This window comes from Serratia ficaria, assembly GCF_900187015.1.
Classification (GTDB): Bacteria; Pseudomonadota; Gammaproteobacteria; order Enterobacterales; family Enterobacteriaceae; genus Serratia; species Serratia ficaria.
Genome location: NZ_LT906479.1, coordinates 1,583,060 through 1,597,987 on the forward strand (window position 1 = coordinate 1,583,060; position 14,928 = coordinate 1,597,987).

Annotated in this window: 13 protein-coding genes; 10 read left to right on the top strand and 3 right to left on the bottom strand. The window is 63.6% G+C overall.

Translation table 11 applies throughout. The features are described 5' to 3' along the window. Nucleotides 1-98: 98 nt before the first annotated feature. From prpB to CKW09_RS07585, 4 genes are all read left to right on the top strand, one after another. Nucleotides 99-989, top strand: a complete 891-nt coding sequence (prpB, locus tag CKW09_RS07570) for a methylisocitrate lyase (protein WP_061797635.1) — start codon at nucleotides 99-101, stop codon at nucleotides 987-989. A 33-nt stretch (nucleotides 990-1,022) separates the two neighbouring features. Next, the gene (prpC, locus tag CKW09_RS07575) at nucleotides 1,023-2,186 is read left to right on the top strand and encodes a bifunctional 2-methylcitrate synthase/citrate synthase (RefSeq protein WP_061797633.1); all 1,164 of its coding nucleotides are present in this window, start codon (nucleotides 1,023-1,025) and stop codon (nucleotides 2,184-2,186) included. A 38-nt stretch (nucleotides 2,187-2,224) separates the two neighbouring features. Next, entirely contained in the window at nucleotides 2,225-3,676 is a 1,452-nt protein-coding gene (locus CKW09_RS07580; RefSeq protein WP_061797798.1) for a bifunctional 2-methylcitrate dehydratase/aconitate hydratase, read from the top strand. A 77-nt stretch (nucleotides 3,677-3,753) separates the two neighbouring features. Further along, nucleotides 3,754-4,383: a LysE family translocator gene (locus CKW09_RS07585; RefSeq protein WP_095096451.1), complete on the top strand. Its 630-nt coding sequence runs from the start codon at nucleotides 3,754-3,756 to the stop codon at nucleotides 4,381-4,383. Nucleotides 4,384-4,385: 2 nt separating this feature from the next. Here the strand turns inward: CKW09_RS07585 and CKW09_RS07590 are convergent, their stop codons facing one another. Continuing rightward, a complete protein-coding gene (locus CKW09_RS07590) occupies nucleotides 4,386-5,222 on the bottom strand; it encodes a helix-turn-helix transcriptional regulator (protein WP_061797629.1) in 837 nt (278 codons plus the stop codon). A gap of 100 nt (nucleotides 5,223-5,322) precedes the next feature. Between CKW09_RS07590 and CKW09_RS07595 the strand changes: the two genes are divergently transcribed. From CKW09_RS07595 to CKW09_RS24520, 5 genes are all read left to right on the top strand, one after another. Further along, nucleotides 5,323-6,747 carry an MFS transporter gene (locus CKW09_RS07595; protein ID WP_095096454.1) on the top strand — a complete coding sequence of 475 codons (1,425 nt, stop codon included), beginning with the start codon at nucleotides 5,323-5,325 and terminating at the stop codon, nucleotides 6,745-6,747. 58 nt (nucleotides 6,748-6,805) lie between these two features. Further along, nucleotides 6,806-7,438, top strand: coding sequence for an FMN-binding negative transcriptional regulator (locus CKW09_RS07600; RefSeq protein WP_061797626.1), 633 nt, complete (start codon nucleotides 6,806-6,808; stop codon nucleotides 7,436-7,438). Nucleotides 7,439-7,474: 36 nt separating this feature from the next. Then, the gene (gene ybiB / locus CKW09_RS07605; RefSeq protein ID WP_061797624.1) at nucleotides 7,475-8,434 is read left to right on the top strand and encodes a DNA-binding protein YbiB; all 960 of its coding nucleotides are present in this window, start codon (nucleotides 7,475-7,477) and stop codon (nucleotides 8,432-8,434) included. 46 nt (nucleotides 8,435-8,480) lie between these two features. Then, entirely contained in the window at nucleotides 8,481-10,337 is a 1,857-nt protein-coding gene (locus CKW09_RS07610; RefSeq protein ID WP_095096458.1) for a M3 family metallopeptidase, read from the top strand. Nucleotides 10,338-10,585: 248 nt separating this feature from the next. Then, nucleotides 10,586-10,858, top strand: a complete 273-nt coding sequence (locus tag CKW09_RS24520; RefSeq protein ID WP_145957246.1) for a hypothetical protein — start codon at nucleotides 10,586-10,588, stop codon at nucleotides 10,856-10,858. Between the two features lie 16 nt (nucleotides 10,859-10,874). On the opposite strand, the gene CKW09_RS07620 is transcribed toward CKW09_RS24520, so the two are convergent. Next, a complete protein-coding gene (locus CKW09_RS07620) occupies nucleotides 10,875-11,504 on the bottom strand; it encodes a flavin reductase family protein (protein ID WP_095096464.1) in 630 nt (209 codons plus the stop codon). Between the two features lie 142 nt (nucleotides 11,505-11,646). Here CKW09_RS07620 and rlmF point away from each other — a divergent pair, with 142 nt between their 5' ends. Next, on the top strand, nucleotides 11,647-12,612 hold the full coding sequence (gene rlmF / locus CKW09_RS07625) for a 23S rRNA (adenine(1618)-N(6))-methyltransferase RlmF (RefSeq protein ID WP_167387240.1): 966 nt from the start codon (nucleotides 11,647-11,649) through the stop codon (nucleotides 12,610-12,612). Here rlmF and ybiO read toward each other — a convergent pair. After that, complete coding sequence (gene ybiO, locus CKW09_RS07630; protein WP_095096473.1) at nucleotides 12,609-14,837, bottom strand: mechanosensitive channel protein; 2,229 nt, start codon at nucleotides 14,835-14,837, stop codon at nucleotides 12,609-12,611. The genes rlmF and ybiO overlap by 4 nt on opposite strands. Nucleotides 14,838-14,928 lie beyond the last annotated feature (91 nt).

The window sequence follows — 14,928 nt, forward strand, 5'->3', positions numbered from 1 at the left end:
CATTGTTTTCAAATGATTTTTATTTTTATTCGCGCCGGCCGCCAACCTGGCCCGCCCCTTGCTCTCTGTGTTTCATACTGCCCATCGGAGAGAACGCCATGACGCTGCGCTCACCAGGCCTGGCCTTTCGCCAGGCGCTGAGTAAAGAACACCCGTTGCAAATCGCCGGCGCGATCAACGCCAACCACGCCCTGCTGGCGCAGCGCGCCGGATTTCAGGCCATCTACCTTTCCGGCGGCGGCGTGGCGGCCGGTTCGCTGGGGCTGCCGGACCTGGGGATATCCACCCTGGACGATGTGCTGACCGATATTCGCCGCATTACCGACGTTTGCCCGTTGCCGCTGTTGGTGGACGTGGACAGCGGTTTCGGCGCCTCGGCGTTCAACGTCGCCCGCACGGTGCGCTCGGTGATCAAGGCCGGAGCGGCGGCGCTGCATATCGAGGATCAGGTCGGCGCCAAACGCTGCGGCCATCGCCCCAACAAGGCCATCGTTTCCACCGATGAGATGGTGGATCGCATCCGGGCGGCGGTAGACGCGCGCAGCGATCCGGATTTCGTGATCATGGCGCGCACCGACGCGCTGGCGGTGGAAGGGTTGGAGGCGGCGATCGAACGCGCCCGGGCGTACGTGGCGGCCGGCGCCGACATGCTGTTCCCGGAGGCGATCACCGAGCTGGGCATGTATCGCCGGTTCGCCGAGGCCACGCAGGTGCCGATCCTCGCCAACATTACCGAATTCGGCGCGACGCCGCTGTTCACCACCGAGGAATTGCGCAGCGCCCGGGTAGATATGGCGCTGTACCCGCTGTCGGCCTTCCGGGCGATGAATCGCGCGGCGGAACGGGTGTACCAGGCGTTACGCGCGGAAGGCACGCAGAAAAACGTGATTGACGCCATGCAGACCCGCAATGAGCTGTACGAAAGCATCAACTACTATTTGTTCGAAGAGAAACTCGACGCCTTGTTCGCCCGCCAACGCGGCGAATGAGCGGCGTCCCCGGAAAAGCCAAACGAGGACAGCATGAATCCAGCGATCCCCCCGTCAAGCCCGACCGGCGATAAGCCGAAAAAATCCGTGTCGCTGTCCGGCGTGCCCGCCGGCAATACCGCGCTGTGCACCGTGGGGCGCAGCGGCAACGATCTGCACTATCGCGGTTACGACATTCTCGATCTTGCGCGCCACTGCGAGTTTGAAGAGGTTGCCCACCTGCTGATCCACGGCAAGCTGCCGAACCGCGACGAGCTGCTGGCCTATAAACACCGGCTGAAGGCGCTGCGCGGTCTGCCGGCCAGCGTGCGCACGGTGCTGGAAGCCCTGCCGGCGGCCTCTCATCCGATGGACGTGATGCGCACCGGCGTCTCGGCATTGGGCTGCACCCTGCCGGAAAAAGAGCAGCACGGCGCCGCCGGCGCCCGCGACATCGCCGACCGGCTGCTGGCGTCGCTGGGATCGATGCTGCTCTACTGGTATCACTACAGCCACAACGGCGAACGCATCCAGCCGGAAACCGACGACGACTCCATCGGCGCTCACTTTCTGCACCTGTTGCACGGCGAGCCGCCTTCCGCCAGCTGGGAGCAGGCGATGCACGCTTCATTGATCCTGTACGCCGAGCATGAGTTCAACGCCTCGACCTTTACCGGCCGGGTGATCGCCGGCACCGGCTCCGACATCTATTCGGCGATCGTCGGCGCGATCGGCGCGCTGCGCGGGCCGAAGCACGGCGGCGCCAACGAAGTGTCGCTGGAGATCCAGCAGCGCTACGAAACGCCCGACGAGGCGGAGAGCGACATCCGCCGCCGCATCGACAACAAAGAGGTGGTTATCGGCTTCGGGCACCCGGTGTACACCCTGTCGGACCCGCGCCATCAGGTGATCAAGGAGATTGCGCTGCGCCTCTCGCGGGAGGCGGGGGCGATGAAACTGTACGACATCGCCGACCGGCTGGAGAGCGTGATGCGAGACAGCAAAAAGATGTTCCCTAACCTCGATTGGTTCTCGGCGGTCTCTTACCACCTGCTGGGCGTGCCCAGCGAAATGTTCACGCCGCTGTTCGTCATGGCCCGGGTCAGCGGCTGGTCGGCGCACATTATCGAACAGCGGTTGGATAACAAGATCATTCGCCCGTCCGCCCACTATATCGGGCCGGAAGAACGGCCCTTCGTGCCGCTGGATCAGCGCTGAGCGCCCGGTGTTTTACCCTGGAACCATTGGACATCATCATGCTTGAATCTGCCACTCCCCCACGCCCGCCGTTCGACCGCGAAATGGTCGACATCGTCGACTACGTGATGAAAGAGGCCGTCGAGACGCCGGCGGCCTATCGCACCGCGCACTACTGTTTGCTGGATACCCTCGGATGCGGCCTGGAGGCGTTGAGCTACCCGGCCTGCAAAAAATTGCTGGGACCGACGGTACCGGGCGCCGAAGTGCCCAACGGCAGCCGGGTGCCGGGCACCCGCTTTCAACTGGATCCGATCCAGGCGGCGTTCAACATCGGCGCGATGATCCGCTGGCTCGACTTCAACGATACCTGGCTGGCGGCGGAGTGGGGGCATCCTTCGGATAACCTGGGGGGCATCCTGGCGGTGGCTGACTGGCTGTCTCGCCAGGCGGTGGCGGCGGGCAAGGCGCCGCTGACCATGAAACAGGTGCTGATCGCCATGATCAAGGCGCATGAAATTCAGGGCTGCATCGCGCTGGAAAACGCCTTCAACCGGGTCGGGCTGGATCACGTGCTGCTGGTGAAGGTGGCGTCCACGGCGGTGGTGGCGCAGATGCTCGGCCTGAGCCGGGCGGAGATCCTCAACGCGGTTTCGCTGGCGTGGGTGGACGGGCAGCCGCTGCGCACCTATCGGCATGCGCCGAACGCCGGCGCCCGCAAGTCTTGGGCGGCGGGGGATGCGACCTCCCGGGCGGTGCGGCTGGCGATGATCGCCGCCACCGGCGAGATGGGTTACCCTTCGGCGCTGACGGCGCCGACCTGGGGGTTTTACGCGGTGTCGTTCGGCGGCAAACCTTTCCGCTTCCAGCGGCCGTACGGCGCTTACGTGATGGAAAACGTGCTGTTCAAGATTTCGTTCCCGGCCGAGTTTCATGCCCAGACCGCCGTGGAAGCGGCGATGACGCTGCACCGGCAGATGCAGGCCGCCGGGAAAAGCGCCGCCGATATCGACCGGGTGAGCATTCGCACCCATGAAGCCTGCCTGCGCATTATCGATAAGCAGGGGCCGCTGGATAACCCGGCCGATCGCGATCACTGCATCCAGTATATGGTGGCGATCCCGCTGCTGTTCGGCCGGCTGACGGCCGCCGACTACGAGGATAACGTGGCCGCTGACCCGCGTATCGACGCGTTGCGCAGCAAGATCCATTGCCAGGAGGACGCCGCCTTTACCCGCGATTACCACCATCCGGAAAAACGCGCGATCGCCAATGCGCTGACGGTGACGTTTTCCGACGGCAGCTCCCTGGACGAGGTGACGGTGGCGTATCCTATCGGCCACGCGCGGCGGCGCGAAGAAGGCATTCCGCTGCTGATCGAGAAATTCAAAACCAACCTGGCGCGCCAGTTCCCGGCTTTGCAGCGGCAGCGCATTCTGGCGGTCTCGCTGGATCGGCAGCGGCTGGAGCAAATGCCGGTCAACGAGTACCTCGACCTGTGGGTGATTTGAGGCGAACGGCGCTGGCAAAAAGCGCCGCCGTCGCTATGATGGAAGCTCCGCTTCCCGACGACGATCCCAGGTGATATATGATTGATGCCGCTACGCTGTTGCTGTTTTCCGGTGCCTGTCTGGCGCTGACGCTCACCCCCGGCCCGGACATGCTGCTGATAGCTTCGCGCAGCATCAGCCAGGGGCGGCGCGCCGGTTTCGCCTCGCTGGCGGGCATTCAGCTTGGCACCTATTGCCACGCGCTGGCGGCGGCGCTGGGTTTGTCGCAGCTGTTTGTCGCCGTGCCGCTGGCTTACGACGCGGTGAGAATGCTCGGCGCGGGCTATTTGCTGTATCTGGCGTGGAAAACGCTGCGATCGGGCAGCGGCCTGCAGGCTTCCGCCGGGTTGCAGGCGGTGCCGACGGCGCGCATTTTCCGCCAGGGGCTGTTCACCAATATCCTCAATCCCAAAATGGCGCTGTTCGTGCTGGCGCTGTTCCCGCAGTTTATCGATCCGCACGCCGGCTCGGTGGTGGTGCAGATGCTGATGCTGGCCACGGTGTTGAACCTAGTCGGGTTGTTGATCAACGGCGGGGTGATCCTGGCGGTCAGCCGCATGAAAAGCCGCTTTGCCGGCCGTCGCTTCAGCGCCCGCTGGCCGAATTACCTGCTGAGCGGGGTGTTCGCCGGCCTGGCCTGCAAGCTGATTTTCGACGGCCGCAAATAAGCCTATTCCTGCAATAGCGCTTCAAACGCCGCGCTGGCCGGGCTATCCGCCAGCGCGCTGTACATCACCAGCCGCAGATGATTTTCTTCGTCGACGATAAAAGACGCGTGCTCGAAGGTGACCTGGCCGACCTCCGCCACCTCGAAGGTGCGTTGCCCCTGGCAGCGGCCGTGAATGTCGTGCTGTTGCCACAGCTGGCGGAACTGCGGCGATACCTGCTCCAGCGCCTGTACCCGTTGCCGCATGACCTCGTCTTCCGGCGCGCGGGCGTAGTCGCGGCGGAAACTGGCCAGCACCTGCGGCGCCTGCGCCTGCCATTCCACCAGCCGTTGATTGAGCTGCGGATCGGCGAACAGCATCCACAGCATGTTGCGCTGTTCCGCCGGGCGTTCACCGATAGCGAACAGCCGCTCCGCCGCCGGGTTCCAGGCGATGATGTCCCAGCTTAAATTCATCACGTAGGCCGGCCGCCGCGTCAAATCGTCCAGCAGGCGGCGCACCAGCGGCGAGACCTGGCACCACTGATGGCCGACCGACACCGGCGGCCGTTGATGAGCGAGCAGAAACAGGTGATAGCGGCCGGTGGCGTCCAGCTTCAGCACCCGCGCCAGGTTCTCCAAAAACTCCACCGACGCATTGATTTCCCGCCCTTGCTCCAGCCAGGTGTACCAGGTCAGGCCGACGCCGGCCAGGGCCGCGACCTCCTCACGCCGCAGCCCCGGCGTGCGGCGTCGGCTGCCGCTCGGCAGGCCTACCGCCTGCGGCGTCAGACGTTCGCGTTTTTGGCGTAAAAAATCCGCCAGTTCCTGACGGGTGCGGTTGAGCGCGCGTGGGGGCATGTGGGCCGTCCTGTTGCTGTCAGTAATAGTATAAGTGGCTATATAGTAACAGTTTAAGACATGTTCCATACTGCCGCCATCCCAATTTCTGGAGGCAGTTATGGAACAGTCATTATCTTGCGGCACGCGGGGTTTGCCCGGCCTGCCGGTGTTGTTGCTGGGCGGGTTTGTCACGGTGTTCGACCTGTTTGTGGTCAACGTGGCGGCCCCGGTGATCCAACGGCAGTTCGCCGCCGATTTTTCCGGCGTTGGGCTGATCGTCGCCGGCTATGAGCTGGCGTTTGGCGTGCTATTGATCGCCGGCGGGCGTTTGGGGGATCGCTTCGGGCGGCGGCGGATGTTCAGTCTCGGCATGCTGGGGTTCGCGTTGACCTCGGCGTTGTGCGGGGCGGCGAGCTCTCTCGGCATGCTGATTGTGGCGCGCTTTCTGCAAGGCGCGGCGGCGGCGCTGCTGTTCCCGCAAATCTATGCGCTGCTGCGGGTGTTGTACAACCCGCATCAACGGCGGCGCGCCTTTGCCTGGCTGGGCATGACGCTGGGGCTGGCGGCTATTTTCGGCCAGATCCTCGGCGGGTTTATCATTGAGGCGAATGTTTTCGGCAGCGGCTGGCGGATGATTTTCCTGATCAATCTGCCGATTGGCGGGCTGGCGCTGCTGGCCGCCCGGCGCCTGCCGGAGTCGAGGCTGCCGCAGGCGCAGCGGCTGGATGGCGTCGGCTTGCTGTTGGCGGCCAGCGGGCTGTTGCTGCTGTTGGTGCCGCTGCTGGAGGGGCCGTCACGCGGCTGGCCGCAGTGGGTGTGGCCGACGCTGGCGCTGGCGGCGCCGACGCTGTGGGGGTTTATCCGCTGGGAGCGGCGGCTGGCGCGGCGTTCCGGCGATGCGGTGCTCGACCCGGCGCTGTTCCGGCAGGGGCATTTCGCGCATGGCGTGGCGGTGGTGCTGGCGATTTACTCTACCGCCTCCTCCTTCTTTCTCTGTTTCGCGCTGCTGCTGCAGGCGGGCGTGGGGCTGACGCCGTTTCAGGCCGGCAGCCTGTTCGCTCCCGCCAGCCTGGCCTTCATGCTGGCGTCGATGCTGGCGCCCAGGCTGGCGCAGCGCTGGGGCGACCAGGTGCTGGCGACAGGCGTGGCCGTCTACGCCGCGGGCCTGGCGCTGCTGGTGGCTCAGGTGCTGTGGGGTGCGGCGTTGGTTCATCCGCTGCGGCTGTTGCCGGGGTTGGTGGCGTTGGGCTTCGGCCAGGCGCTGAGCATGACGCCGCTGCTGAATCTGGTGCTCGGGCTGGCGCACGAGCGTCAGGCGGGCATGGCGGCCGGGCTGGTCTCCACCGTGCAACAGGTGGGCGGCGCGCTGGGCATCGTCGCCAGCGGCGCCTTTTTCGTGCCGCTGCTGGCCGGCGGCGGCGGGGCGGAGCGCTATGGCCAGGCGTTTGCCGGCGCGATGCTCTACAACCTGCTGGCGATGGCCATCGCCTTTGTGCTGCTTAAGTGGATCATCCGACAGCGGCATAAAGTGGATCTTCAGTAAACCGCCGGCGGGTGCTATTGCTGTCTGCATCATTTGCAGAGCTTGAGGAGCCAACGTTATGTATCAACCCGCCGCATTTCGCGAAGACCGTCTCGAGGCGCAGCTTGCGCTGGCGCGCGCCAATCCGTTGGGCATGTTGGTCAGCCAGGGGGAACAGGGGCTGACGGCCGATCCGCTGCCGTTTTTGATCGACGCCGACCCGCAGGGGCAGCTGTGGCTGCGGGCGCATCTGTCGCGCGCCAACGGCCACTGGAAACTTCTGCGGCAGACGCCGGAGTGCCTGGTGATATTCCAGGGGACGGAAGGCTATATCTCGCCGGGCTGGTATGAATCCAAGCGCCTGACCGGCAAAGCGGTGCCGACCTGGAATTACAGCCTGGTGCAGTTCCACGGCGTGCCGACGGTGATCGAGGATCCGCTTTGGCTGCGGCGGCAGCTGGAGGGGCTGACGGCGCTGCAGGAGGGGCGTCAGCCCGCCCCCTGGCGGCTCGACGATGCGCCGGCCGGCTATATCGCCGGGCAAATCAGGGGCATTGTCGGCATCGAAATCGCCGTTACCCGGCGCGAAGGCAAATGGAAAATGAGCCAGAACCGCAGCGCCGGGGATATCGACGGCGTGATTGACGGGCTGCGCGCCGGTGGTGAGGCGCAGCGGCGGCTGGCGGAGGAGGTTGAGCGGCGGCGCGGATAGGGTATGCTAACCAGAGTGACATCAGGGGAGCAGGCGATGGATTACAGCAAAATTATCAAAGAAATAGGTCGCGGCAAAAATCATGCGCGCGATCTGGATCGGCAAACCGCGTTCGCGCTGTATCAGGCGATGCTGGCCGACGAGGTGCCTGAGCTGGAACTGGGCGGCATTCTGATCGCGCTGCGCATCAAGGGCGAAGCCGAAGAGGAAATGCTGGGGTTCTATCAGGCGATGCAGCAGCAGGTTTTGCCGCTGCAGGCGCCGCAGGGGCGGCCGTTGCCGGTGGTGTTGCCGAGCTATAACGGCGCGCGCAAGCAGGCGAACCTGACGCCGCTGTTGGCGCTGCTGTTGGCGAAAGTCGGGTTGCCGGTGGTGGTGCACGGCGTGTTGGACGACAGCACCCGCGTGACCAGCGCCGAAACCTTTCGCGCGCTGGGGCTGCCGTGGTCGGAAGACGCCGTTCACGCCCAGCGGCGGCTGGACAGCGGCGAACCGGTATTCATGCCGGTGTCCGCGCTGTCGGCGCCGCTGGCTCGGCAGCTCGGCCTGCGCTGGCGGATGGGGGTGCGCAACAGCGCGCATACCCTGGCCAAGCTGGCGACGCCGTTTGGCGAGCAGGATGCGTTGCGCCTCGCCAGCGTTTCGCACCCGGAGTACGTCGGCCGCGTGGCGTCTTTCTTCCGCCAGATCGGCGCCCGCGGGCTGCTGATGCACGGCACCGAGGGGGAAGCCTACGCCAACCCGCAGCGCTGCCCGCAGATCCATTATATCGCCGACGGCGAACAGCGGGTGCTGCTGGAGCGGCCGGGGCAGGATGAAACCCCGGCGCTGCCGGCCGCCCGGGACGCCGACACCACCGCCCGTTGGATCGAACGTTGCCTGGCGGGGGAGGTGGCGATCCCGCTGTCGATCCAGCGGCAAATCGCCTGCTGCCTGGTGGCCGCCGGCGAGGTTGAGACGCTGGAGCAGGGCCTGGCGCGTCTGCGACAGGCCTGAATCCCGCCTATACTGGAACATCACGCATATCGGCTGAAGGATGGTTATGCAACAGGCTCTCGATTACTTCAATCAATTGAATCAGGATTATCTCGACGTTCACCGCGCCAAGGAAGATTTGTTCTGGCAGAACTACATGGGGATCGGCGATGAAGAGGTTTCGGCGCGTTTTTCAGCCGCGGAAAGCGCCTATAAGCGCTTTATCGCCGAGCCGCGGCGGATGGGCGAAATCCGCCGGCTGTTGGCCGGGTTGGAGAGGCTGCCGCAGGATGCGCAGCGCGATGCGCTGCAGCACGGGCTGAACGGCTGGCTGCGCTTTTTCGACTGCAACGTTATTGAAGATGGCGAGGCGCAGGCGCTGCTGGATCAGATAATCCAGGCCGAGGCCGATCTGTATTCCCGCCGCAAGGGTTATCAGGCCACGCATTTGAACGCCGACGGGCGGCGGGTGCCGGCGTCGCTTGGCGAGCTGCTGACCAATCAGGCCACCAACCCGCATGAAGACTATCGCCGCAGCTCGCAGAGCGCGCTGCGCGATCTGGAGCAATGGCTGCTGCATAACGGGCTGCCGGAACTGATCGGCCTGCGCAATCGCTTTGCGCGCCGGATGGGCTACCGCAACTATTTCGATTACAAGGTGAACAAAACCGAGCGCATGACGCCGGAACAGCTGTTCGCCATTCTCGATCGCTTCGAACGCGAAACCCGCGAGGCCAACGCCCGCAGCCTGCAGCAGCTGGCGGCGGAGAAGGGCCAGCAGGCGCTGGAACCGTGGAACCTGCGCTTCGCCAGCGCCGGCGACGTGACCCGCCAGCTGGATCCCTATTTCCCGTTCGCCCGCTCGCTGGAGCGCTGGGTCAACAGTTTCAAGCGGTTGCACATCGGTTTTCGCGGCGCGGAGCTGAATCTCGACTTGCTGGTGCGCCAAGGCAAATATGAGAACGGCTTTATGCACGGCCCGGTGCCGCCGTTCATTCAGCAGGGCAAGTGGCTGCCGGCGCGCATCAACTTCACCAGCCTGGCGCAGCCGGGCATGGTGGGCAGCGGCGCTCAGGGCCTCAATACCCTGTTTCACGAAGGCGGCCACGCGGCGCACTTCGCCAATATTTGTCAAAACGCCCCGTGCTTTTCGCAGGAATTCCCGCCGACCTCGATGGCCTATGCCGAAACCCAGTCGATGTTCTGCGACAGCCTGCTGGATGACGCCGATTGGCTGAAGCGCTATGCGAAAAACGCCGCCGATGAGCCGGTGCCGGATGCCTTGATCGAGGCCGGCATCGCCGCACGCCAGCCGATGCGCGCGTTCAACGAACGGCACATTCTGCTGGTGCCGTATTTCGAGTGGGCGCTGTATCAATGGGACGATGAACAGCGCACGCCGCAGGCGATCACCGCGCTGGCGCGCGAGGTCGAGCAAAAGATCCTCGGCATCAGCGGCAGCCCGCGGCCGACGTTGGCGATCCCGCATTTGCTGTCGCTGGAGTCGGCCTGTTCCTATCAGGGCTATCTGCTGGCGATGATGGCGGTGGAGCAGACCCGCCAATTCTTCCTGCAGCGCGACGGCTATCTGACCGACAACCCGGCGATAGGGCCGGATCTGGCGCGCCACTACTGGCTGCCGGGCAACGGCGTCAGCCATGACGATACGCTGCGCAGCCTGACCGGCGAGGGCTTCAATCCGGACTATCTGGCCCAGGCCTGTAACCGGACGGTGGCGCAGGCCTGGCATGAGGCGCAGCAATGCATCGCCGCCGCAGCCGCACGGCCGCAGCCGCCGGCGGATTTCTCCCTGGCGGCGCATATCCGGGTGGTGGACGGGGATACGCTGCTGGCGGACAACGCCGACGGCGACGAGCGGATGTGTCGCGATTTCGCCGCGGCGATTAACGCGCGTCTGGCCTGAGGCGCTAGGGTGAGCCGCGATTTTTAGTTGCAAAGCCCCGGAAGGGGCTTTTTTCTTGGGAGAATTATCCCAAACAATCAGGGTGTTCCAGCGTATGGGGGGATTATGTAGTAGGTTAGTTTTTCGCTTTTCAATGGAACTGATGATATGACCACGTCTAAAGGGATAGCCCAAATAATTTATAAAGATGCGATCGACTATTCTCGCGTCAGAGCGCATAACGCAGGACAGGATATTTTCCTTTTGGCTTGCAAAATGACAATACGGCTGTCACGCCAAATGGTGAAATTTATTTCAAGCCAAAGAATTTTCGCGAAGATTACGCAATGGAAAGTGCTGGTTTTCAACACTGGTTCATTCATGAAATGGCGCATGTTTGGCAATATCAAATGAAAATGAATGTTTTGCTGAGGGGATCAATGAGCTGGGCGGCAACTTATGAATATTCACTTCCTAATGACAAAACGCTCGCTGACTATGGTATGGAGCAGCAAGCGCATTTCCCCCTTTTCCTTCGGTGAAAAAAAGGGGGCGGTCTTAGCGTGTCGGTCGGGTCAAATCAAAGCGGTGCTGCTCGGAGATGCCATAGTAGGCCGTAGGGCCGCCGGCGCGCAGAATGGGCTCGGCGGCGGCGGTCTGGTAGACGCCGTGCTCATCCAGCAGCGCGGGATCGATATGCACCGCCACCACTTCCCCCAGCACCAGCCAGGTTTCTACCTGTTCGCCGGCGGCGGTTTGCAACTGAATGCACTGGGTCAGCCGGCATTCGAAATTCACCGGGCTTTCCGCGACGCGTTCGGCCTGCACCCGGCGGCCTGGCAGCGGCGTGAGGCCGGCGAAGGCGAACTCGTCTTCGCCGCGCGCCAACGCCGCCGAACTGTTGTTCATCGCTTCGGCCAGCGGGCGGGTCGCCAGGTTCCAGACGAACTCGCCGGTTTCGACGATATTCGCCACGCTGTCTTTCCAGCCGGTGCTGGCGAAGCCGATGATCGGCGGGCGGTAATTGAAGCAGTTAAAGAAGCTGTAAGGGGCCAGGTTGCGCCGGCCGTCGGCGCCGCGGGAAGAAATCCAACCGATGGGGCGCGGGCCGACGATGGCGTTCAGCGGATCGTGCGGCAGGCCATGACCTGCGGCGGGCTCATAGTAGTAACGGGATTCACTGCTCATAGACGACCTTGCGATAATCAACGAAGCTTCTATTTTGACGGGTTTCGCGCCGGCTGCAAGTTTGCGCCGCCGCCGCCGCGCCAATTAAGCGGGGGATGTGTTATCTTACGCGCCAGAAATACCTTCAAGAGAGCCCGTCACGGTGGAAAAAAAGAAAAGCTTCCCGCAGCAGAAAAGCGGCCTGCATCCGCGCAACCGTCATCGTTCACGCTACGATTTCCCGGCGCTGATCGCCAGCTGCCCGGCGCTTGAGCCGTTCGTGAAACCGAACGCCTGGGGCGATATCTCGGTCGACTTCGCCGACCCTGCGGCGGTGAAAATGCTCAACCGTGCGCTGCTGCAGCATTTCTATGGCATTGAGCATTGGGACATTCCGGCGGACTACCTGTGCCCGCCGATCCCGGGCCGCGCCGACTACCTGCACCATCTGGCGGATCTGCTGGCGACCGCCAACGGCGGCGAAATCCCGCGCGGCAAGGGCGTGGCGATCCTCGACGTCGGCGTCGGCGCCAACTGCATTTATCCGATCGTCGGCCTGCGCGAATACGGCTGGCGCTTTACCGGTTCCGAAATCGACCCGGTGTCGCTCAACTCGGCCAAAATGATCGTCGAGATGAACCCGACGCTGCGCAACAGCGTGCGTCTGCGCCTGCAGAAACAGCCGGAGTCGATCTTCACCGGCATCATCGGCGTGGCGGAGAAATTCGACGCCACGCTGTGCAATCCGCCGTTCCACGGTTCCGAACAGGAAGCGCGCGCCAGCACCCGCCGCAAGCTGCACAAGCTGGGCAAGGGGGAGGTGGCCGATAAGCCGGTGCAGAACTTCGGCGGCAAGAATAACGAACTGTGGTGCGAAGGCGGCGAAGAGGCCTTCGTGCGCAAGATGGTGGAAGAGAGCGTCGGCAAGGCGAAAAACTGCCTGTGGTTCACCTCGCTGATTTCCAAAAACACCACCCTGCCGGCGCTCAATCATGCGTTGAAGCTGGCGGGCGCGGCGGAAGTGCGCACCATCGAGATGGCGCAGGGGCAAAAGATCAGCCGCTTCATCGCCTGGACCTTCCACGACGCCGAACAGCAGGCCGCCTGGGCGGCCGAGCGCTGGCGTTAATCCCCCGCGGGGGAGGATTCTGGCTGGGGTTGCCCTGGCGCATACGACAGCTGCATCGCCTGCTGCGGCATGCTGATGCCGGCCTGGTCGAAGTGCATCTTCACCAGCCTGTCGAGGGCGTATTGCACCACCCACTGTTTCAGCGCCTGGGTTCGCACCGTAACGCGGGTGGTGAATGAGCGATCGCCCAATGCCACCACGCCGTTGAACGTCGGTTCGCCGATCAGGAAATGCTTCACTTGCTCATCCTGTTTCAGCGCCTCGACGGCCTGATGCAGCACTTCGTTGACCCGGTCGATATCTTCGTCGCGGCTGACGGTGTAGTTGGCGCGGTAAACGCCAAATTCGCGCGCGTAGTTCGCCAGCGTGGTGATCGAGGAAAAGGGCACGATGTGATAGACGCCGTAGTCGTCGCGCAGGCCGATCGAACGGATGGTCATGCGTTCGACGGTGCCGGTGATGCCGCCGACGGTCACGTACTCGCCGGTGTTCATGCCGTTTTCGAACTGAATGAACACCCCGGTGATCACGTCCTTCACCAGCGTTTGCGCGCCGAAGCTGATCGCCAGGCCGAGCGCGCCGGCGCCCGCCAGCAGCGGCGCAATGTTAATCCCCACCTGCGACAGCACGATCATGATGGTGATGGTGCTGATGACGATGGCCAGCACGTTGCGAAACAGCGTCAGCAGGGTGCGCTCGCGCGCGCTTGGGCGAATGCCGTTGCTGAGCTCCAGCGCCAGACGGTGTTCGATAATGCTGGCCAGCAGGGTCCAGCTGAACACCGCAATCAGCAGGATCAACAGGATATGCACCAGCCCGCCGATCGCCCTTTCCCCGTTCTCGCTGCTCGCCCATTGGTGCAGGTTGATCAGATGCCAGGCGTCGAACAGGAACAGCGTCACCGTCAGTACCACCATCACCCGCAGGATTTTCAGCCCGTTGGGTATGTAGGAGTTGATGCGCCGTTCCAGCAGCGGGTAGCGCAGGTTGACGTCGGTCGGCAGCGAGATGCGTCGGAAAATCCAGCGGGTCAGCATGCCGGAAAGCAGGGCGCCCACGCCGATCACCAGCAGGCTTTTCACCGTCGCGGTCATCATAAAGCGCAGGCTGTTGCCGATATCGAGCTGTGAAAGCGCAAACAGCACCAGGAAATAGGCGATGGCCAGCAGGTGCCAGATGTGCCCCAGGCCGCGCAGGATCACGCTGAAGAACGCCATCGAACGCGTGGCCAGCAGATTGATTTGCTGCTGTATCGGTTTGCGGTTATGCAGGATCAGCCAGATGGCGTACAGCGTCAGCGCCAGCATCACCGCCAGATTCACCGCCGCCGCCGCCGGGTAGCTGATTTGCACCGCCACTACCGGCACCAGCACCATCAGGCCGTAGCCGATCAGCCCGCTGAGCCAGGCCAGGCGCTTATTCCAGTAGTGCGCACCGGCGTCGCTGAAGGGAAAAGGCCGCAGATAATCGAAATTGGGCGCGAAGATCAGCCGCAGCACCGCCTTGAAGAACTCAATCACCGCAAAGGCGCTGAGAAACAGCGTTTGCAGGCGCAGGATCGTCGCGTTGTCGGCATTGACGTGGCGGGCGAACAGGTGCCCCGCCGCCAATGCCAGCACCAACACCAGCAGATCGACGGCGAAGGCGCCGAGGATGGCTGCGGGGCGTTTATACCAGGGGCCGTTCTGCAGCCTGGCGTTGTGCCCCCAGCTGCCCATACGTTTGTACAGCGGGGCGATCAGGCGGCGGATCAGGTGGAACAGGGCGAAGGTGACCGCCACCGTCAGCAAGAAATAACCCAGAGCGCGGAAGAAGCGATCGGGCTGAAAGACGCGCTTGGGGCCGGAGTCGATCAGCTTTTGCCGCAGGTGAAGCTTTTGGTTAAGGCTGCCGATGCCTTCCTGCGCCAGGCCGTTCAGGCTATCGCTCAGCGTCGCCGGCGCTTGTTCGGCCTCGGGCCGAGCGGGCGGCGAGGCGTTGTCGGCGGGCGATTCGCCGGCGGATTGCTTCAGGTGCGCGATAAGTTCGGCGCGCGCCTGGTCATCCTGCAGGATGTCAGCCAGGGCGGCGTAGGAGGCCTTTTGCTGTTCTGTCCGATCGGCGGGGGCGGTTGGCGCGCTCTGCGCCGGCGGCGCGGCGCACATTGACAGCAGCAACAACAGCAGCAGGGGCAGCAGACGTTCTCGCAGATGAGAACTGAATCGGGAGCATGCGTTCGGCGGCATTTTTCCTCTCTTGGCGTTCCGTGATCGGCGAATTAAAACAAATGTGATAAAAAACAATGAGTATAGTAGGAAATGTAACGCGGCGGGGCGT

Excerpts from the sequence above, each read along its gene's own strand:
- prpB (WP_061797635.1), top strand. The coding sequence starts at position 99 with ATGACGCTGCGCTCACCAGGCCTGGCCTTTCGCCAGGCGCTGAGTAAA.
- prpC (WP_061797633.1), top strand. The coding sequence starts at position 1,023 with ATGAATCCAGCGATCCCCCCGTCAAGCCCGACCGGCGATAAGCCGAAA.
- CKW09_RS07580 (WP_061797798.1), top strand. The coding sequence starts at position 2,225 with ATGCTTGAATCTGCCACTCCCCCACGCCCGCCGTTCGACCGCGAAATG.
- CKW09_RS07585 (WP_095096451.1), top strand. The coding sequence starts at position 3,754 with ATGATTGATGCCGCTACGCTGTTGCTGTTTTCCGGTGCCTGTCTGGCG.
- CKW09_RS07590 (WP_061797629.1), bottom strand. The coding sequence starts at position 5,222 with ATGCCCCCACGCGCGCTCAACCGCACCCGTCAGGAACTGGCGGATTTT.
- CKW09_RS07595 (WP_095096454.1), top strand. The coding sequence starts at position 5,323 with ATGGAACAGTCATTATCTTGCGGCACGCGGGGTTTGCCCGGCCTGCCG.
- CKW09_RS07600 (WP_061797626.1), top strand. The coding sequence starts at position 6,806 with ATGTATCAACCCGCCGCATTTCGCGAAGACCGTCTCGAGGCGCAGCTT.
- ybiB (WP_061797624.1), top strand. The coding sequence starts at position 7,475 with ATGGATTACAGCAAAATTATCAAAGAAATAGGTCGCGGCAAAAATCAT.
- CKW09_RS07610 (WP_095096458.1), top strand. The coding sequence starts at position 8,481 with ATGCAACAGGCTCTCGATTACTTCAATCAATTGAATCAGGATTATCTC.
- CKW09_RS07620 (WP_095096464.1), bottom strand. The coding sequence starts at position 11,504 with ATGAGCAGTGAATCCCGTTACTACTATGAGCCCGCCGCAGGTCATGGC.
- ybiO (WP_095096473.1), bottom strand. The coding sequence starts at position 14,837 with ATGCCGCCGAACGCATGCTCCCGATTCAGTTCTCATCTGCGAGAACGT.